Genomic DNA, 15,473 nt, shown 5'->3' on the forward strand with positions numbered 1-15,473 from the left:
ACTCGTGACCGTCTCCCCCGTGCAGCGTCCCCTCCCCCACCATGACGGGTCCCCGCTCCACGTCTCCGAGGACGCCCCGGCGCTCGGGGACGTGGTGCGGCTGCGCCTGCGCGTGCCCACGACGTGGGATCCGCTGGTCTCTGTGACCGTGCGATCCAACCCAGACCGCGAGCCGGTCTGGGACGAGGCCGTCCTCCTCGGGGAGGCCGGAGGCTGGCAGTGGTGGGAGGCGACGGTCACCGTCCACAATCCCCGCCACGGGTACCGGTGGCTGCTGCGGCAGCACGATGGAGCCGTCCGCTGGCTCAACCAGGCCGGTCTGCACGCCGGAGAGGTGCGCGACGTCGACGACTTCGTCCTGCTGGCCACCCCTCCGGCGCCGAGCTGGCTCGCGGAGTCGGTGATGTACCAGATCTTCCCCGATCGCTTCGCCCGGTCCGCGGCTGCGGACGGACGTCCCACCCCGGACTGGGCGATCCCCGCCGCCTGGGAGGACCCCGTGGATCCGGTCATGCCCGCCCGGACCCAGCAGCTCTACGGCGGCGACCTGGACGGGGTCGTAGAGAAGCTCGACCACCTGGCGTACCTCGGCGTGGATCTGCTGTACCTGACCCCGATCTTCCCCGCGGCCTCCAACCACCGGTACGACGCCGCCAGCTTCGACCACGTGGACCCGCTGCTCGGCGGCGACGACGCCTATGTGCGGCTCGTGCAGGCCGCCCACGCCCGCGGAATGCGGGTGATCGGCGATCTCACCACGAACCACTCCGGAGAGCGGCATGAATGGTTCCAGACGGCGCTGGCCGATCCCGAGTCTCCGGAACGGACGTACTACTACTTCACCGAAGATGAGGAGAACGGGCGGTCCGTCAGCGCCGAGGACCCGGGCTATGAGGCGTGGCTGGGCGTCCCCTCGCTGCCGAAGTTCGACTGGTCCTCCCAGGAGCTGCGGAATCGGTTCATCCAGGGGCGCGACTCCGTGGTCGCACGTTGGCTGCTCCCGCCCTTCGAGGCCGACGGGTGGCGCATCGACGTCGCCAACATGACCGGACGCCTGCGCGACGTGGATCTGAATGCCCAGGTGCGGCAGATCATGCGCCGCACCATGGAGGAGATCGACCCCGACACGGTCCTGCTCGCGGAGTCCACCAACGACGCCACCGAGGACCTGCAGGGGGACGCCTGGCACGGGGCCATGACCTATCCGGCCTTCACCCGGCCGCTGTGGTCCTGGCTGAGTGAGCCCACCGGGGAGCCCTGGACGACCGCCCAGGACGAGCAGGTCGTGGAGCCCTGGTTCTTCGGTCAGCCGCTGGGCGGCATCCCGAGGGCCACGGCGGCGGAGTTCGCCGAGGCGGTCACCCGGTTCACTGCGGGGATCCCCTGGCGCATCCGGCTGGGGAACATGCAGCCGCTGAACACCCATGACACCGCCCGGTTCGCCACCCACGCCGCCGACGGCGCCATGCCGCTGGCCCTGGGCCTGGCGATGACGCTGCCCGGCGTCCCCGTGCTCTTCGCCGGGGACGAGTTCGGTCTCACCGGGGCCGACGGGGAGACCAGCCGCACGCCGATGCCCTGGGGAGCCGAGGCGGACCCCCCGGTCGCCGAGCGGCTGTCCCTGTGCCGACGGCTCGTCCGGCTGCGCCGCGGGCATCAGGTGCTCGCCCGCGGCGGGATGCGGTGGCTCCACACCGACGATGACGCCGTCGTCTTCCTGCGCGAGTCGGCCTCCGAGACCCTGCTCGTCGTGGCGACCATGGGCGACCGCATCTGGGAGTCCTCCCGGGAGGCGGTCCCGGGACTGGTCGCCGAGGAGGGTCTGGGCACCGACGACGTCTCACGCGTGTTCGGAGAGGCTCAGCTGAGACTCGGCGCTGACAGGGTGCGGGTCTCCGCCCCGGCCCGCACGTTCACCGTGTGGCGGCTTCCCGGAGTGCCTGTGCCCGGAGAGGCTGCCGTCATGAGCTCCGCTGATGCTCAGGAGAAGTCCAGGTTCCGTTCATAGTGTGGCAGGGCTCACCGGGGCTGAAGGCACCGGGGGCGGCCCTGCACCGCACCCAAGGAGAACGACCCTGTCGATGCAGTTGGACATCCTGGGCCCGATCCGGGTCTGCCACGAGGATCGGAGTCCGGTGGTCCTCACCGGCCTCCAGGGGTTGCTGCTGGCCATGCTGGTGGCGGCCCGCGGACGCCCTGTCCCCACGGACCGACTCCTCGACGCGATGTGGGGAGACAACCCCTGCCCCCGGGCGGCCCACCGCCTCCAGACCCATGTGCACCGGCTGCGCCGCACACTCGGGGGCCCCGACGTGCTGCAGGCGGTGGGCGGCGGCTATGTGCTGCAGGTGCCGCCGGGCGCCACGGATGTGGAGCGGTTCGAGAACCTGATCGATGAAGCCGCCGTGACGGCCGATGCGGACCCGCGCCGCGCGCAGGAGCTGCTGGGTCAGGCCTGCGGACTGTGGCGGGGACGACCCTTCGACGGGCAGACCGGCGCCGGGCTCAGCATCGAGGCGCAGCGACTCGACGGACTGCGGCTGACCGCGCGGGAGAGGCTGAACGCGGCGCGCCTGGCCTGCCGAGAGCCGGAGGCGGTGATCGAGGAGGTCCCTTCGCTCATCGCCGAGCATCCCCTGCGGGAACGGCTCTACGAGCTGCTGATGGCCGCTCATGCCCTGCAGGGCCGGCCCACTGAGGCCCTCGAGGTGCACCGGCAGGCCCGCCATCGGCTGGCCGAGGAGCTCGGACTCGACGTCGGCCCTGGTCTGCGTCGGCTCCAAGAGCAGGTGCTCCGTGGAGGGGCGCCGGCGCCGGAGACCTTCCTCACTCCCCGTCGGTCTCCTGCCCCGGCCGCCGGTGCCCCCGCAGCTGGCGTCTCTGCAGCTGGTGGCTCTGTGACCGATGTCTCTGTGACCGGCAGCGCCTCAGGTCGCGCGGCCACGTCCGGCGCGGTCCCTCCCCCGGCACAGCTGCCGGCGCCACCCCGCGGCTTCCACGGTCGGGAGGAGCTGCTCGCCCGGTTGGACGAACTGCTGGGCGCCGCGCCCGCAGGGGCGTCGGAGGCCGCTCCGGGCGACGCAGCCGGGTCCCGGATCGTGGCACTCACGGGAGGCGGCGGCACCGGCAAGACCGCACTGGCTCTGCACTGGGCCCACGGGGCTGTCACCGACTTCCCCGACGGGTGCCTCTACGCCGATCTGCGGGGCTTCGGTCCGGAGGCTCCCCTGGACCCTTCTCGCATGCTCGCATGGTTCCTCATCGCGCTGGGTGTGGACGCCGCCGGTGTTCCGGCCTCTCGCGCAGAGAGATCCTCACTCCTGCGCTCACTGACGAGCTCCCGTCGCATGCTCATCGTGCTCGACAACGCCCGCGATGCCGACCAGGTCCGTCCTCTGCTGCCCGGGTCGCCTCGCTCCGCGGTGCTGGTCACCAGCCGAGCCGACCTTCGACCTCTGGTGCTCCACGACGGCGCCCATCAGCTGACGGTCCCTCTGATGTCCCCGGCGGAGTCCCGCGCGCTGCTGGGCGGGACCCGTGGCCCCCGTCCCTCCGAGGAGCTGCGGGACTCCCTGGCGGAGGCCTGCTCCCATCTGCCGCTGGCCCTGCGGATCATGGATGAGCGGCTGCGACTGGAGACCGTCGAGACGGCCCCCGCCCTCCTGCGGGACCTCCAGGATGAGAGGCTGAGGCTCGACCTGCTGGACTCCGGGGATGAGGCGACCTCGGTGCGCACGGTCTTCTCCTGGTCCTGTCAGCGACTCTCCACCTCCTCGGCCCGTCTGTTCCGACTGCTGGGGACGGCCCCCGCCCGGTGGCTGGACGTCCCGGCCGTCGCGGCGCTGGCCGGACTGGGACCGGCCGAGGCGCGCCGTGGGATCGAGGAGCTCGACAGGGCCTGGTTGCTGGAGAGTCTGGAGACGGACCATGTCCGACAGCATGATCTGCTGCGTGACTATGCCGCCGAACTGGCGGAGGAGCAGGAGAGTCCTGAGGAGATCCGGGCGTCGTTCGATCGGCTCTGCTCCCATCTTCTGACCGTCACGGCCGCCGCCGTGCGGTCGGTGACGCGACCGCAGGCCTCAGAATCTGCTGAAGCTGTGGAGCCTGCTGAACCCGGCGCGTCTGGTGCGCCGGCCGCCTCAAGCAGGCCGGCGGAGCGGTTCGACGACCCTCAGGCGGCGGAGGACTGGCTCGCGCGGACCATCGACACCCTCGCCCTCGTCGCAGATCGGGCTGCCGACACCGGGCCCCGCTGGTTTCCGACCGAGCTGGCACGTCTGCTGGATCGTCACCTGGATGATCGACGTCAGCTGGACTGCGCCCACCGCCTCCACCGGACTTCGGCCACTGCGGCGCGACGCATCGGCGAGCTCGAGGCCGAGGCCCATGCCGAGCTCGGGCTCGCCGTGGTCGCGCTCCGGCGGAGTCGGCGGAGCGAGGCTGAACCGCATCTGGAGCGGGCGATGGCGCTGTTGGAGGAGGTCCACGACCCGGTGTGGCCGGAGACCGGGCCGTCGAGCTGAGCGGCGACCCTCGGTGCCTGTCAGAGGGCTCTCGTACCCTCCCTTTGTATTCGAAGATGTGTTCGAACTACGATGGAGGGGACGTACGGCGGCGCCTCTGCCCTGACCGCCGCCCGCGTCTCTTCCCATCGTCAGCGAACACTGCACCTGTGCGCCTCCGGGCGCTGGATCAAGGGAGTAGAGCTGATGAGCCCCACCTCGACCACCCCCGCCCTGCCCGGCGTCGTCCGCCTCCTGGCCCCGGAGGAGGGCCGGCGTCTCGCCGCAGCTCGGCATCGGGCGGCGGAACGCCTGGACTCTTCAGACGCCGCAGGACACCGGTCCCCTGCTGACGTCGACGGCATGCGCCCCCCTGCCTCGGCCGCGCAGCATCTGAGCACCCAGCGTCTGAGCACCCAGCGTCTGAGCACCCAGCGTCTGAGCACCCAGCATCTGAGCACCCAGCTGACGGTGGAATGTGACGACGCTGAGATCCCCCGACGACTCTGTTGGCGAGACCGCTGGCATGTCGTGGTGGAGGATCCGGTCCGCTGGTTCGAGCGGCGCCGCTGGTGGTTGGAGGACTCCCGCGCGGAGCGCGGGCGCGGACCGGGCGTGGTCGACCATGAGATCTGGCGCCTCCAGATCCGCCTGGAGGCGGCCCCCCGTGCCATGCCGCGCACTGTCGACCTGAGTCGGCACACCGGGTCGGGACGATGGCGGCTGCTGAGGGTCCACGATGTGGCGGCCTGAGCCGTCCGTCCCGGCCGCCGGATCCCGGAGATTCCACTGATGGGCGGCTTCGTGCATCTCGACGTGGCCACCGCCTACAGCGCCCACCACGGTGCCAGCTGGCCGGAGGACCTGGTGGCGGCCGCGGCGGCCGACGGCGCCGGAGCCGCCACCTGCGTGGATCGGGACGGTCTCTACGGGGCGGTCAAGCATGTCATCGCCTGTCAGGGCCATGGCGTCGCTCCGATCCTCGGGGTGAACCTTCCGGTCGCCGAGGAGCGTCCCGACGGCGGCCTGGAGGAGCGTGGACGGGTGGTCCTGCTCGCCCACGGCTCAGCGGCAGGCTACTCCGCCCTGTGCCGGGCGGTCTCCGCCGCTCATCTGCAGGACCGCGGGGCGGGGCCTCGGCTCCCCCTGGCCCGTCTGGTGGAGCTCGCCTGCCCGGAGGGGCCCCGGGCGATCGCCGGGCAGGCTGAGCCGGCCCTGTTCGTGCTGCTGGGCCCGGAGAGCGACGTGGGCGTGGCGGCGGCCTCTCGTCGCTATGCCCAGGCGCGGCGTCTGCTGCGCGGCTGGGTCTCCACGCTGGGTGCGGGGACGCTGCGGGTCGAAGTGGTCTCTCATCTGGCGCCTCCCGGAGAGCCGCTCTCCACCGCCCATGCTGCGCGGATGCTCGCCGTCGCGGAGGACTGTGCGGTGGCTCCCGTGCTGACCAACATGGTGCGCTTCCTGCATGAGGACGATGCCACGACCGCCGACGTCCTCGACGCCGTCCGGGTGCTCTCCAGCCTGCAGGTCACGGAGACCCTGCAGCCCAACGGGCAGGGCTGGCTCAAACCTGCCTCCATGATGGAGCGGATCGCTGAGGAGATCTGCACGTCCAGCACGGCCGCCCGCATCGGGGCCGTGGAGCTGCTGGAGCGCACTCGGGCGCTGGCGCAGCGCTGCCTGCTGGACCCGGAGGCCCATATGAGCTTCGGGGCCCCGAAGGTGCCTGAGGCGCGAGTCATCGGGCTGGGGGTCTCAGGACGGTGCACAGACCCCCAGCGGGAGCTCGCCCAGCGGTGCGAAGCGGGACTGACCGCCCGCTATCCCCGGCAGTCCCCCGCCGAGGCGGCGGCGCTGCGCGACCGCCTCGAGCATGAGCTGAGGATCATCGAGGACCTCGGCTTCGCCAGCTACTTCCTCACCGTCGCCGAGGTGGTGGACATGGTCGAGCAGATGGGGGTGCGGGTCTCCGCCCGCGGCTCCGGGGCATCCTCACTGGTGAACCATCTGCTGCGGATCAGCGCCGTGGACCCGATCGAGCATGAGCTGGTCTTCGAGCGCTTCCTCTCCCGAAGGCGCTCGACCCTTCCGGACATCGACATCGACGTCGAGTCCGCCCGACGCCATGAGGTCTATCACCGCATCGTGGAACGCTTCGGAGCGGAGCGCACCACGTTGATGAGCATGCAGAACAGCTACCGGATCCGCGGGGCGGTGCGCGACGCCGGCCTCGCCCTGGGGCTTCCCGAGGAGGAGATCGCGCAGATCGCCGAGACGATGTGGCGCTTCCCGGCACGTCAGTTCCGTGAGGCGCTGGCGGAGAAGCCGGAGCTGCGTGCCCTGGCCGCCCGCCTGGACTCCGAACGGGAGCAGGGCCGGCAGCAGCTGGACCTCCTGGTGGACCTCACCGAGCGGCTGGACCGTCTGCCGCGCCACATCTCCACCCATCCGTGCGGGATCATCCTGGGTGATCAGCGGCTGCTGGACCTCACTCCGGTCCAGCCCTCGGGGGTGGACGGTCTGCCGATGAGCCAGTTCGACAAGCACGACATGGACCCCATGGGCTTCCTGAAGCTGGATGTGTTGGGCGTACGTATGCAGTCCACCATCGCCCATGCCCTGCAGGAGATCCGCCGCACCACCGGGGAACGGATCGACCTGGAGTCGGTGGACCGCGATGATCCGGACACCTACCGACTCATCCAGTCCACCCACACCCTGGGCTGCTTCCAGATCGAATCCCCCGGGCAGCGGGAGCTGGTCGGCAAGCTGGTCCCGGAGCGGCTGTCCGACCTGGTGGTGGACATCTCGCTGTTCCGGCCGGGCCCGATGGGCTCGGGCATGGTGACCCCGTACCTGGAGCGACGGCACGGCTTTGAGCAGGTGCGGTTCCCTCACCCGGACCTGGCGCCGGTGCTGTCCGAGACCCATGGGGTGGTGATCTTCCATGAGCAGGTGCTGCGGATCCTGGACCGGATGACCGGCTGCGGGCTCGACCGCGCCGACGAGTTCCGGCGTGCCCTGGGCGGGCCGGAGGAGGATGCCGTAGAGACGTTCTTCCGCAGCCGGTCGGCACGACGGGGGTACTCCCCCGAGGTTGTCGATGAGGTGTGGGAGATCCTGGCAGGCTTCGGCTCCTTCGGATTCTGCAAGGCCCACGGGGCGGCGTTCGCCGTGCCCACTTTCGAGTCGGCCTGGCTGAAGACCCATCACCCGGCGGCCTTCCTGGCCGGGCTCTTCGAGCATGATCCGGGGATGTACCCGCTGCGGCTGCTGGTGGCTGAGGCCCGCCGCCTGGGTGTGCCGCTGCTGGGCATGGACGTCAACCGCTCCACCGAGCACTACGTGCTCGAGCCGACTCCGTCGCGGAGCCCCCGCGGGGAGCACACCCTGGGCATCCGCATGGCGCTGACCAGTCTCTCGGGCATCAGCGAGGCGGAGGTCCAGCGGATCGTGGAGGCCCAGCCCTTCGACTCCCTGGCGGACCTGCGGGACCGGGCCCGTCCGAAGCGCCCCACGTTGCGCGCGCTCGCCCAGGTGGGCGCGCTGGACTCTCTGATGCCCGGCGGTCGACGGCGCCGGGGCGATCTCGTCGCCTCCGTGGTCGAGCGCACCCGCACGGCGTCCTCCCCGAGGCGGCGCGAAGTGGTGGGGCAGCTGCCCCTGCCGATGGCCGACGTCGAGGTCTCCGCCCTGCCGCAGAAGCATCCGGAGCCGAGCCGGGAGGAGCTGATCAGCGATGAACTCCTGCTGACCAGCATCGACGTCACCGGTCATGTGATGGAGACCCATCGGCACACGATGGACCGTTTCGGTGTGACCCGGGCGGAGGACCTGCTGACGCTGCGCAGCGGCTCCACCGTCCGGGTGGCCGGCATCCGGGTGGCCACCCAGACGCCTCCGATGGCCAGCGGACGGCGGGTGGTGTTCATCAGCCTCGACGACGGCACCGGCTGTGCCGACGTCGCCTTCTTCGACGAGGCGCAGGGCAATGCCGGGGAGATCCTGTTCACCGCCCAGCTGATGCTGGTGGAGGGCACGATCCGCCGCACCGGGCCCCGGGCGGTGAACATCCAGGCCCACGAGGCGTGGGATCTGCGCCGCGAGGACCACGTGGAGCAGCTGTCCCGACGTCGCGCGCCGCAGGCCGCCCGCTCGACTCAGCCGGTCCGGACCGGCTCCAGATCCTCGGCCTCCTCATCGGTGAAGAGGCGGGAACGGATCATGAACCGATGACCGGTGGGCCCCTCGATGGAGAATCCTGCACCGCGGCCTGCGGTGACGTCGATCGTGATGTGGGTGTGCGACCAGTACTCGAACTGCGCCCGGGAGATCCACACCGGGACGGGTTCGCCCGTGCCGGCGTCGAGCTCTCCGAGCAGGACGTCCGACGATCCGGTCAGGAACGTCCCCTGCGTGTAACACATGGGGGCGGAGCCGTCGCAACAGCCACCGGACTGGTGGAACATCAGCGGCCTGCCGTGCTCCTGCCTCAGCCGTCGCAGCAACGCAGCGGCATCCTCGGTCACGCTGACCCGTGGGTACGCCATGGCCTTCATTCCCTTCTGGGCTCCGGCGGCGGCTCCCCCGTCCTGCAGGAGCCGCCACCGAGCGACGTCGCCCGGCGGCTCAGAAGAGCCCTGCCGCGCCTTCCGAGTAGCTGACCAACAGGTTCTTGGTCTGCTGATAGTGGGCGAGCATCATCGCATGGTTCTCGCGGCCGATGCCGGACTGCTTGTACCCGCCGAAGGCGGCGTGGGCCGGGTACTGGTGGTAGCAGTTCGTCCAGACGCGGCCGGCCTGGATCTCTCGGCCGGCCCGGTACGCGGTGTTCGCCTCGCGGGACCACACGCCGGCGCCGAGGCCGTAGAGGGTGTCGTTGGCGATCTCCATGGCGTCCTGGTAGCCGGAGAAGCCGGTCACCGAGACCACCGGGCCGAAGATCTCCTCCTGGAAGATCCGCATCGAGTTCTCGCCCCGGAAGATCGTCGGCTGCACGTAGTACCCCTCGGAGAGGTCTCCGCCCAGGTCCACCCGTTCGCCGCCGAGGAGCACCTCGGCGCCCTCCTGCTTGCCGATGTCGATGTAGGACAGGATCTTCTCCAGCTGGTCGTTCGAAGCCTGAGCCCCGATCATCGTGGAGGTGTCCAGGGGGTTTCCCTGGGTGACCTTCCGGGTCCGGGCGATCGCGTCGTCCAGGAAGCCCTCGATGATGGAATCGTCGATCAGCGCACGCGACGGGCAGGTGCAGACCTCCCCCTGGTTCAGGGCGAACATCGTGAAGCCCTCGAGCGCCTTGTCGTAGAACGCGTCCCTCTCCCGGGCGACGTCGTCGAAGAAGATGTTGGGGCTCTTGCCGCCGAGCTCCAGGGTCACCGGGATCAGGTTCTGCGTGGCGTACTGCATGATGAGCCGGCCGGTGGTGGTCTCCCCGGTGAAGGCGATCTTCCGGATCCGGGGGCTGGAGGCCAGGGGCGCCCCAGCCTCCGCGCCGAAGCCGTTGACCACATTGACCACGCCCTCCGGGAGCAGATCGGCGATGAGCTCCATCAGCACCAGGATGGAGGTCGGAGTCTGCTCGGCGGGCTTGAGCACGACCGCGTTGCCGGCGGCCAGGGCCGGGGCGAGCTTCCAGGTGGCCATCAACAGCGGGAAGTTCCAGGGGATGATCTGTCCGACGACCCCGAGCGGCTCGTGGAAGTGGTAGGCGACCGTGTCGCCGTCGAGCTCGGAGATGCCGCCCTCCTGTGCCCGGATCGCTGAGGCGAAGTAGCGGAAGTGGTCGACCACCAGCGGCAGGTCGGCCGCCAGGCACTCCCGCACAGGTTTGCCGTTGTCCCAGGTCTCGGCGACGGCCAGCATCTCCAGGTTCTCCTCGATGCGGTCGGCGACCCGGTTCAGGATCACGGCGCGCTCCGCCGCAGCAGTGCGGCCCCAGGCGGGTGCGGCCCGATGGGCGGCGTCGAGGGCCAGCTCGATGTCCTCGGCGTCGGACTGCGCGATCTCGGTGAAGGTCCGTCCGGTCACCGGTGAGGGGTTCTCGAAGTATCGGCCCTTCACGGGGGCGGTCCACGCTCCACCGATCCAGTTGTCGTAGCGGGCTTTGAAGGTCACCAGGCTCTCAGGGCTGCCGGGCTGCGCGTAGACGGTCATCGGGACTCCTTCGTCGTGATGGTCAGTGACGTCGCTCACGACTGTGACCGTAGCTCCGCCGACGTTGCACCTTCGTTGCATGCCCGTCGAGTCATCACAGGGCGGGCCCTCAGCTCCGGCAGATGACGGCACCGCTGTGATGCTCGTCTCCTCTGCGTGGTCTATCCTGACCGCATCACGTGCACCATCGGAGCCGTCGTCGGATCGGTGTGCGACGGCCCTGCCGGCTGACGAGCATCTCGCGCAGGCCCCATCGGCGGCCCGAACCTCACCAGCCCATGTCCCACCACCACAGGAGGTCTCATGGGGCGAGAGCCCGTCCCCGATGAGCCGCAGACCTGGTCTGTCCTGCCGCCGGTGCTGCGCGAGTCCTGGCTGCGTTCGGCGAGCTACCTCGACGACCCCGTGAGAGCCCAGGCGCCGATCGACCTGGACGAGGGCGACCTGAACACGCTGCGTCGCGAGCATCCGCTCTCCGCCGCCATGCCGCTGCTGGACAGGCTGCTGGTCCAGCCCGCGAAGGACGCGGGTCTGGTCGTCGCCATCGGCGACGCCCAGGGGCGCCTCCTCTGGGTGGACGGGTCGCGCCAGGCGATGCGCCGGGCCGAGACCAGTGCCTTCCAGGCGGGCGCCAACTGGTCGGAGCGCGCCGTCGGCACCTCGGCTCCCGGCACTGCGCTGGCCACCGGACGGGCTGTCCAGGTGAGTCAGGAGGAGCACTTCGTCCCTGCAGCCCACCAGTTCTCCTGCTCAGCCGCGCCGATCCGCTGTCCGCAGACCGGGGAGCTGCTCGGCGTGGTGGACATCACCGGGGGCCCGGCAGCGGTGGAGACGCACGCGCTGCCGCTGGTGCTCGCCGCCATCACCGCGGCCCAGGGTGAGCTGCGCTCACGTCCCCGATTCGCCCCACAGCTCAGATTCTCCGTGCTGGGCTCAGAGTCCGGCACGGTCACGGCTGGAGCGTCGAACTGGCGATTGAGTCTGCGCCACGCAGAGCTGCTGACCCTGCTGGCCTGGGAGGAGTCATCGCCCTCCGGAGGCGGCGCCAGCGCTGCCCGTCTGGCCGAGGATATCTTCGGTGAGACGGGGCATGAGGTCGCCCTGCGCGCGGAGGTGACCCGGCTGAGGCGACTCCTTGTCGGCCTGCCGGGACACGCGGACCCGCCCAGGCTGAACTCTCGGCCGTACCGCCTGGATCCGCCGCCGTGGCTGGACGCCGTCGGTGTCGTCCATGCCCTCGCCGCCGGTGATCGCACCGCGGCGTTGGACCTGTACTCCGGGGAGCTGCTGCCTCGGTCCGAGGCACCGGGGATCGTCAGGATCCGTTGGGAGCTCTCCGCGATGCTCCGAGAGTCCATCCTGCAGGACGGCTCCCCGTGGGAGATCTGTCGATATCTGCAGCTGCCGGAGGCGCGCGGTGACGGCGAGGTCCTCCGGGAGGCACTGCGCGTGTTGCCTCCGGACTCGCCGCAGCGAGCCCTGCTGATCGCCCGCTCGAACCTCTGAACGGCAGTGCTCGGCTCTGTGGAGCAGTGGGCTGGTGCAACCTCACTGCAACGAGAATGTGACTAGCGTCACGGTCGTCATCGTTCATCGAACAGACGAGGAGCACGATCATGAGCACCATGACAGCAGCAGTCGTCGAGGAGTTCGGCGCAGAACTCACCGTCCGAGAGCACGAGCTGCCCGATCCCGGCCCGGGGCAGGCCCTGGTGCGGCTGCTCGCCTCAGGCGTCTGTCACACTGACCTGCACGCCGCCGAGGGTGATTGGCCGATCAAGCCGACGCCTCCGTTCATCCCCGGACACGAAGGCGTGGGCGTGGTGGAGAAGGTCGGGTCGGACGTCACGGACGTCGAGGTCGGGCAGACTGTGGGCAATGCCTGGCTGTGGAGCGCCTGCGGGTCCTGCGAGCACTGCCGCACCGGGTGGGAGACGCTCTGTGAGGAGCAGATCAACGGTGGATACTCCGTCGACGGATCCTTCGGGGAGTACATGATCGTCGACGCCCGCTTCGCCGCGGCGATTCCCGAGGGCGCGGATCCGTTCGAGGTCGCACCCGTGCTCTGTGCCGGCGTGACGGTCTACAAGGGACTGAAGATGACCGGAGTCCGGCCCGGCCAGTGGGTGGTGATCTCCGGGATCGGCGGCCTCGGGCACCTGGCGGTGCAGTATGCCGTGGCCATGGGGATGCGGGTCGTCGCCGTGGACATCGCCGACGACAAGCTGGCCCTGGCTTCCCGCCACGGGGCGGAGATCACCCTCAACGCGATGGGCTCCGATCCTGCCGAGGAGATCCATCGCCGCACCGGGGGCTCCCACGGAGTCCTGGTGACAGCGGTGCATCCGGATGCCTTCGGGCAGGCGATCTCGATGACGCGCCGCGGCGGAACCATCGTCTTCAACGGACTGCCGCCCGGGGAGTTCCCCGCGCCGATCTTCGACATCGTCCTCAAAGGGCTGACCATCAGAGGATCGATCGTCGGCACCCGCCAGGACATGGTCGAAGCTCTGGAGATCTATTCCCGCGGCAAGATCCACCCGACGGTCTCCACTCGGCCTCTGAGCGACATCAACGCGGTGTTCGACGAGATGCACCACGGCACGATCGACGGCCGGGTGGTCATCGACTTCGCTCAGCGGGGCTGACTTCTCTCAGCCGGACTGACCCGCTCAGCGGGACTCAGCCAGGCGAGGGGCCCCCAGGAGAGACGCCAGCGCGGCGACGGCGGCGAGGACCGCCGTCGCCGCCACCTGCGTCCACGGTTCGTGGATGAGCACGGCAAGGGCCCCCAGCATCGCTGCCGCGGTGAGGACACCGCGAATGCTCCCGAGCAGCAGCAGCACCCCGGTGAGGTCCCCCACGGGAGTGGGGACGGGCGGGATCCCCAGTAGGGGTGCGTCGCGGGAAGTCACCTCCTGCAGCAGGCGACAGCTGAACATCACGACGACGGCGGCCACCGCCCAGCAGGCTCCCTGCGCTGCGGATTCGAGGGAGGACCAGCCTCCTGCGCCGATGCCTCCCTCGTGCTCAGGCCACCAGAGACCGGCGTCGAGCAGCAGACACAGGGCCAGCATCGCTGCGGTGCCAGAGACGACATCCTCACCGCCGTATCCGGTCGTCGGGCCGACGAGTCCTGCGACCATGCCGGCGGCCATCAGCAGCACGACGCTGCGCAGCGCCTGACCAGGATGCCGGAGGGAGGCTGCCGCATCCTGTCGCCACCCGACCGACACAGCGCTGAGCCGGCGATGCGTGGCCTTCTGCACTGAATGCCCCAGCCTCATGGGTGGGTGTCTCCGGGGAGGGGAACGCGTCGCCTCCGCGGCGCGGCGCAGATCTCCGCCTCCGGCCAGGAGCAACGCAGACTCGACGCGCTGCGCCTGAACCATGATCCTGGTGGTCGGCACCGAATTGAGGCCTGAGGGCAGTGCCCGATACATCACCCAGGCACATGCCGTCAGCGCCCCAGCCGCCGCCAGCAGCATCCAGTCAGCAGGCGTGGGCACCTGCCCTGTCGCCAGCAGCCCGTACCAGCCTCCGGTCGTGAGCAGAATGGTCGGGGACCACAGGGTCGCCGAACCCGAGAGCACCAGGATCAGGGCGACGATACCGGACGCGGCACCCGGGCCCACGCGCTGCCCGACAGCCCATGCCAAGCTCGCCTGCCCGCCGAGGACCACACTGGCCAGAACCACCAGCAGGGTCGGGCCCCCGGCGGCACCCTGTTCCAAGGATCCGCGGGAGGCGCTCAGGATGAGGCTGGCTGAGGTGATGCCGACGAGCAGCGTGCCCAGCGTCATGTTCCTGAGGGCGGCGCGCCCCAGCACCTGAGCGCGCGGTATTCCGGTGGCCATCAGGACGTGCGCGCTGAAGGGCGACATCAAGGCGGGGCCGCAGCGGATCCCGGCCCAGAGTCCGAGCGCCTGCACCGCGGAGGCGCCCAGGGCGACTCGATCAGCCCCGGCCCTGACGGACACCGTGAAGCGGCTCCGCCAGCAGCTCTCCGAGGACCCAGAAGGCGGGGAGGACTCCGAAGACCACCAGGATCCCCCCGACGTACAGCGCCGGTCCTGTCCCGCCGTCACGGAGGAGGCCTCGCAGGACCAGTCGGGTGCGGCGCAGGCGGAGTCGATGCATCGCCTTCTCGTCCCTCTGCATCTCCCTGACGTTCATGGAGTCCGGTCTGCGGCCGCGAGGCAGATCCGGCGGTCGGCCTGCTCCAGGAGTCTGTGATCATGTGTCGCGACCACCACCGTGGTCCCAGCCTGCGCCCGGTGCTTCAGCAGGGCTCCGAGCTGAGTGATCCGCTCCTCGTCCAGATGGCGCTCCGGCTCATCGAGGAGCAGCAGGCTGGATGGGCGATGACAGGTGAGAGCGAGCATGACGAGCTGCAGCTCCCCGGCGGAGAGTTCATGGATGAAGCGCCCGGAGAGATGAGCGGCGTCCAGAGCGATCAGCTGGTCATCTGCTCCGGCCCACGGGTCCCGATCTGCCCACCAGGACGCACCCACCACGGCCAGCTGTTCCCGGACGGTGAGGTCCCGGGCCAGCGGAGGCGTATCGATGAAGGAGGCCACGGCTTCGCGGAATCGCCCACTGGCCTCATCGGGAGGTCGCCCGTCAACGAGGCAGAGGCCGGAGCTGAGGGGACGTCGGCCCGCGATCACCGAAAGGAGGGTGGACTTTCCTGAGCCGTTGGGGCCGCTCACTGCGCTGAGCAGGCCTGCAGGCAGGTCCGCGTCAAGGGGTGCCAGCATCGTCACCCCACCGGCGGAGACGGCGGCACGTCGGCAGAGGACATCCATCGAGGTCAGG

General features: G+C 70.2%; 11 protein-coding genes. 6 read left to right on the forward strand and 5 right to left on the reverse strand.

Translation table 11 applies throughout. The annotated features are described in order from the left end of the window. Window positions 1–4 precede the first annotated feature (4 nt). The 4 genes from SD455_RS00810 to SD455_RS00825 all read left to right on the forward strand — a co-directional run bounded on the left by SD455_RS00810 (window position 5) and on the right by SD455_RS00825 (window position 8,738). Entirely contained in the window at window positions 5–2,008 is a 2,004-nt protein-coding gene (locus SD455_RS00810; protein ID WP_445506974.1) for a glycoside hydrolase family 13 protein, read from the forward strand. Between the two features lie 73 nt (window positions 2,009–2,081). Beyond that, window positions 2,082–4,526, forward strand: coding sequence for a BTAD domain-containing putative transcriptional regulator (locus SD455_RS00815; RefSeq protein ID WP_445506975.1), 2,445 nt, complete (start codon window positions 2,082–2,084; stop codon window positions 4,524–4,526). Between the two features lie 186 nt (window positions 4,527–4,712). After that, a complete protein-coding gene (locus SD455_RS00820) occupies window positions 4,713–5,258 on the forward strand; it encodes a hypothetical protein (protein WP_445506976.1) in 546 nt (181 codons plus the stop codon). Between the two features lie 39 nt (window positions 5,259–5,297). Beyond that, window positions 5,298–8,738 carry a DNA polymerase III subunit alpha gene (locus SD455_RS00825; RefSeq protein ID WP_344682885.1) on the forward strand — a complete coding sequence of 1,147 codons (3,441 nt, stop codon included), beginning with the start codon at window positions 5,298–5,300 and terminating at the stop codon, window positions 8,736–8,738. On the opposite strand, the gene SD455_RS00830 is transcribed toward SD455_RS00825, so the two are convergent. Then, window positions 8,663–9,061, reverse strand: a complete 399-nt coding sequence (locus SD455_RS00830; RefSeq protein WP_070159901.1) for a DUF779 domain-containing protein — start codon at window positions 9,059–9,061, stop codon at window positions 8,663–8,665. The two genes, SD455_RS00825 and SD455_RS00830, sit on opposite strands and share 76 nt — an antisense overlap. A 70-nt stretch (window positions 9,062–9,131) precedes the next feature. Next, entirely contained in the window at window positions 9,132–10,655 is a 1,524-nt protein-coding gene (gene exaC, locus SD455_RS00835) for an acetaldehyde dehydrogenase ExaC (RefSeq protein WP_445507013.1), read from the reverse strand. Between the two features lie 303 nt (window positions 10,656–10,958). Here exaC and SD455_RS00840 point away from each other — a divergent pair, with 303 nt between their 5' ends. Both SD455_RS00840 and adhP read left to right on the forward strand, forming a co-directional pair. Beyond that, window positions 10,959–12,161, forward strand: a complete 1,203-nt coding sequence (locus tag SD455_RS00840; protein WP_445506977.1) for a transcriptional regulator — start codon at window positions 10,959–10,961, stop codon at window positions 12,159–12,161. A 110-nt stretch (window positions 12,162–12,271) separates the two neighbouring features. Further along, window positions 12,272–13,303 carry an alcohol dehydrogenase AdhP gene (gene adhP, locus SD455_RS00845; protein ID WP_311024329.1) on the forward strand — a complete coding sequence of 344 codons (1,032 nt, stop codon included), beginning with the start codon at window positions 12,272–12,274 and terminating at the stop codon, window positions 13,301–13,303. Between the two features lie 24 nt (window positions 13,304–13,327). Here the strand turns inward: adhP and SD455_RS00850 are convergent, their stop codons facing one another. The 3 genes from SD455_RS00850 to SD455_RS00860 are packed head-to-tail and all read right to left on the reverse strand — an operon-like array spanning window position 13,328 to window position 15,463. Continuing rightward, window positions 13,328–14,635 carry a hypothetical protein gene (locus SD455_RS00850; RefSeq protein WP_445506978.1) on the reverse strand — a complete coding sequence of 436 codons (1,308 nt, stop codon included), beginning with the start codon at window positions 14,633–14,635 and terminating at the stop codon, window positions 13,328–13,330. Continuing rightward, on the reverse strand, window positions 14,613–14,831 hold the full coding sequence (locus SD455_RS00855) for a hypothetical protein (protein ID WP_445506979.1): 219 nt from the start codon (window positions 14,829–14,831) through the stop codon (window positions 14,613–14,615). Before SD455_RS00855 ends, SD455_RS00850 begins: the two co-directional genes overlap by 23 nt. Then, window positions 14,828–15,463, reverse strand: coding sequence for an ABC transporter ATP-binding protein (locus tag SD455_RS00860; protein ID WP_445506980.1), 636 nt, complete (start codon window positions 15,461–15,463; stop codon window positions 14,828–14,830). The genes SD455_RS00855 and SD455_RS00860 overlap by 4 nt, the downstream gene beginning before the upstream one ends. Between the last annotated feature and the right edge of the window lie 10 nt (window positions 15,464–15,473).

Source organism: Nesterenkonia sp. K-15-9-6, from assembly GCF_052656005.1.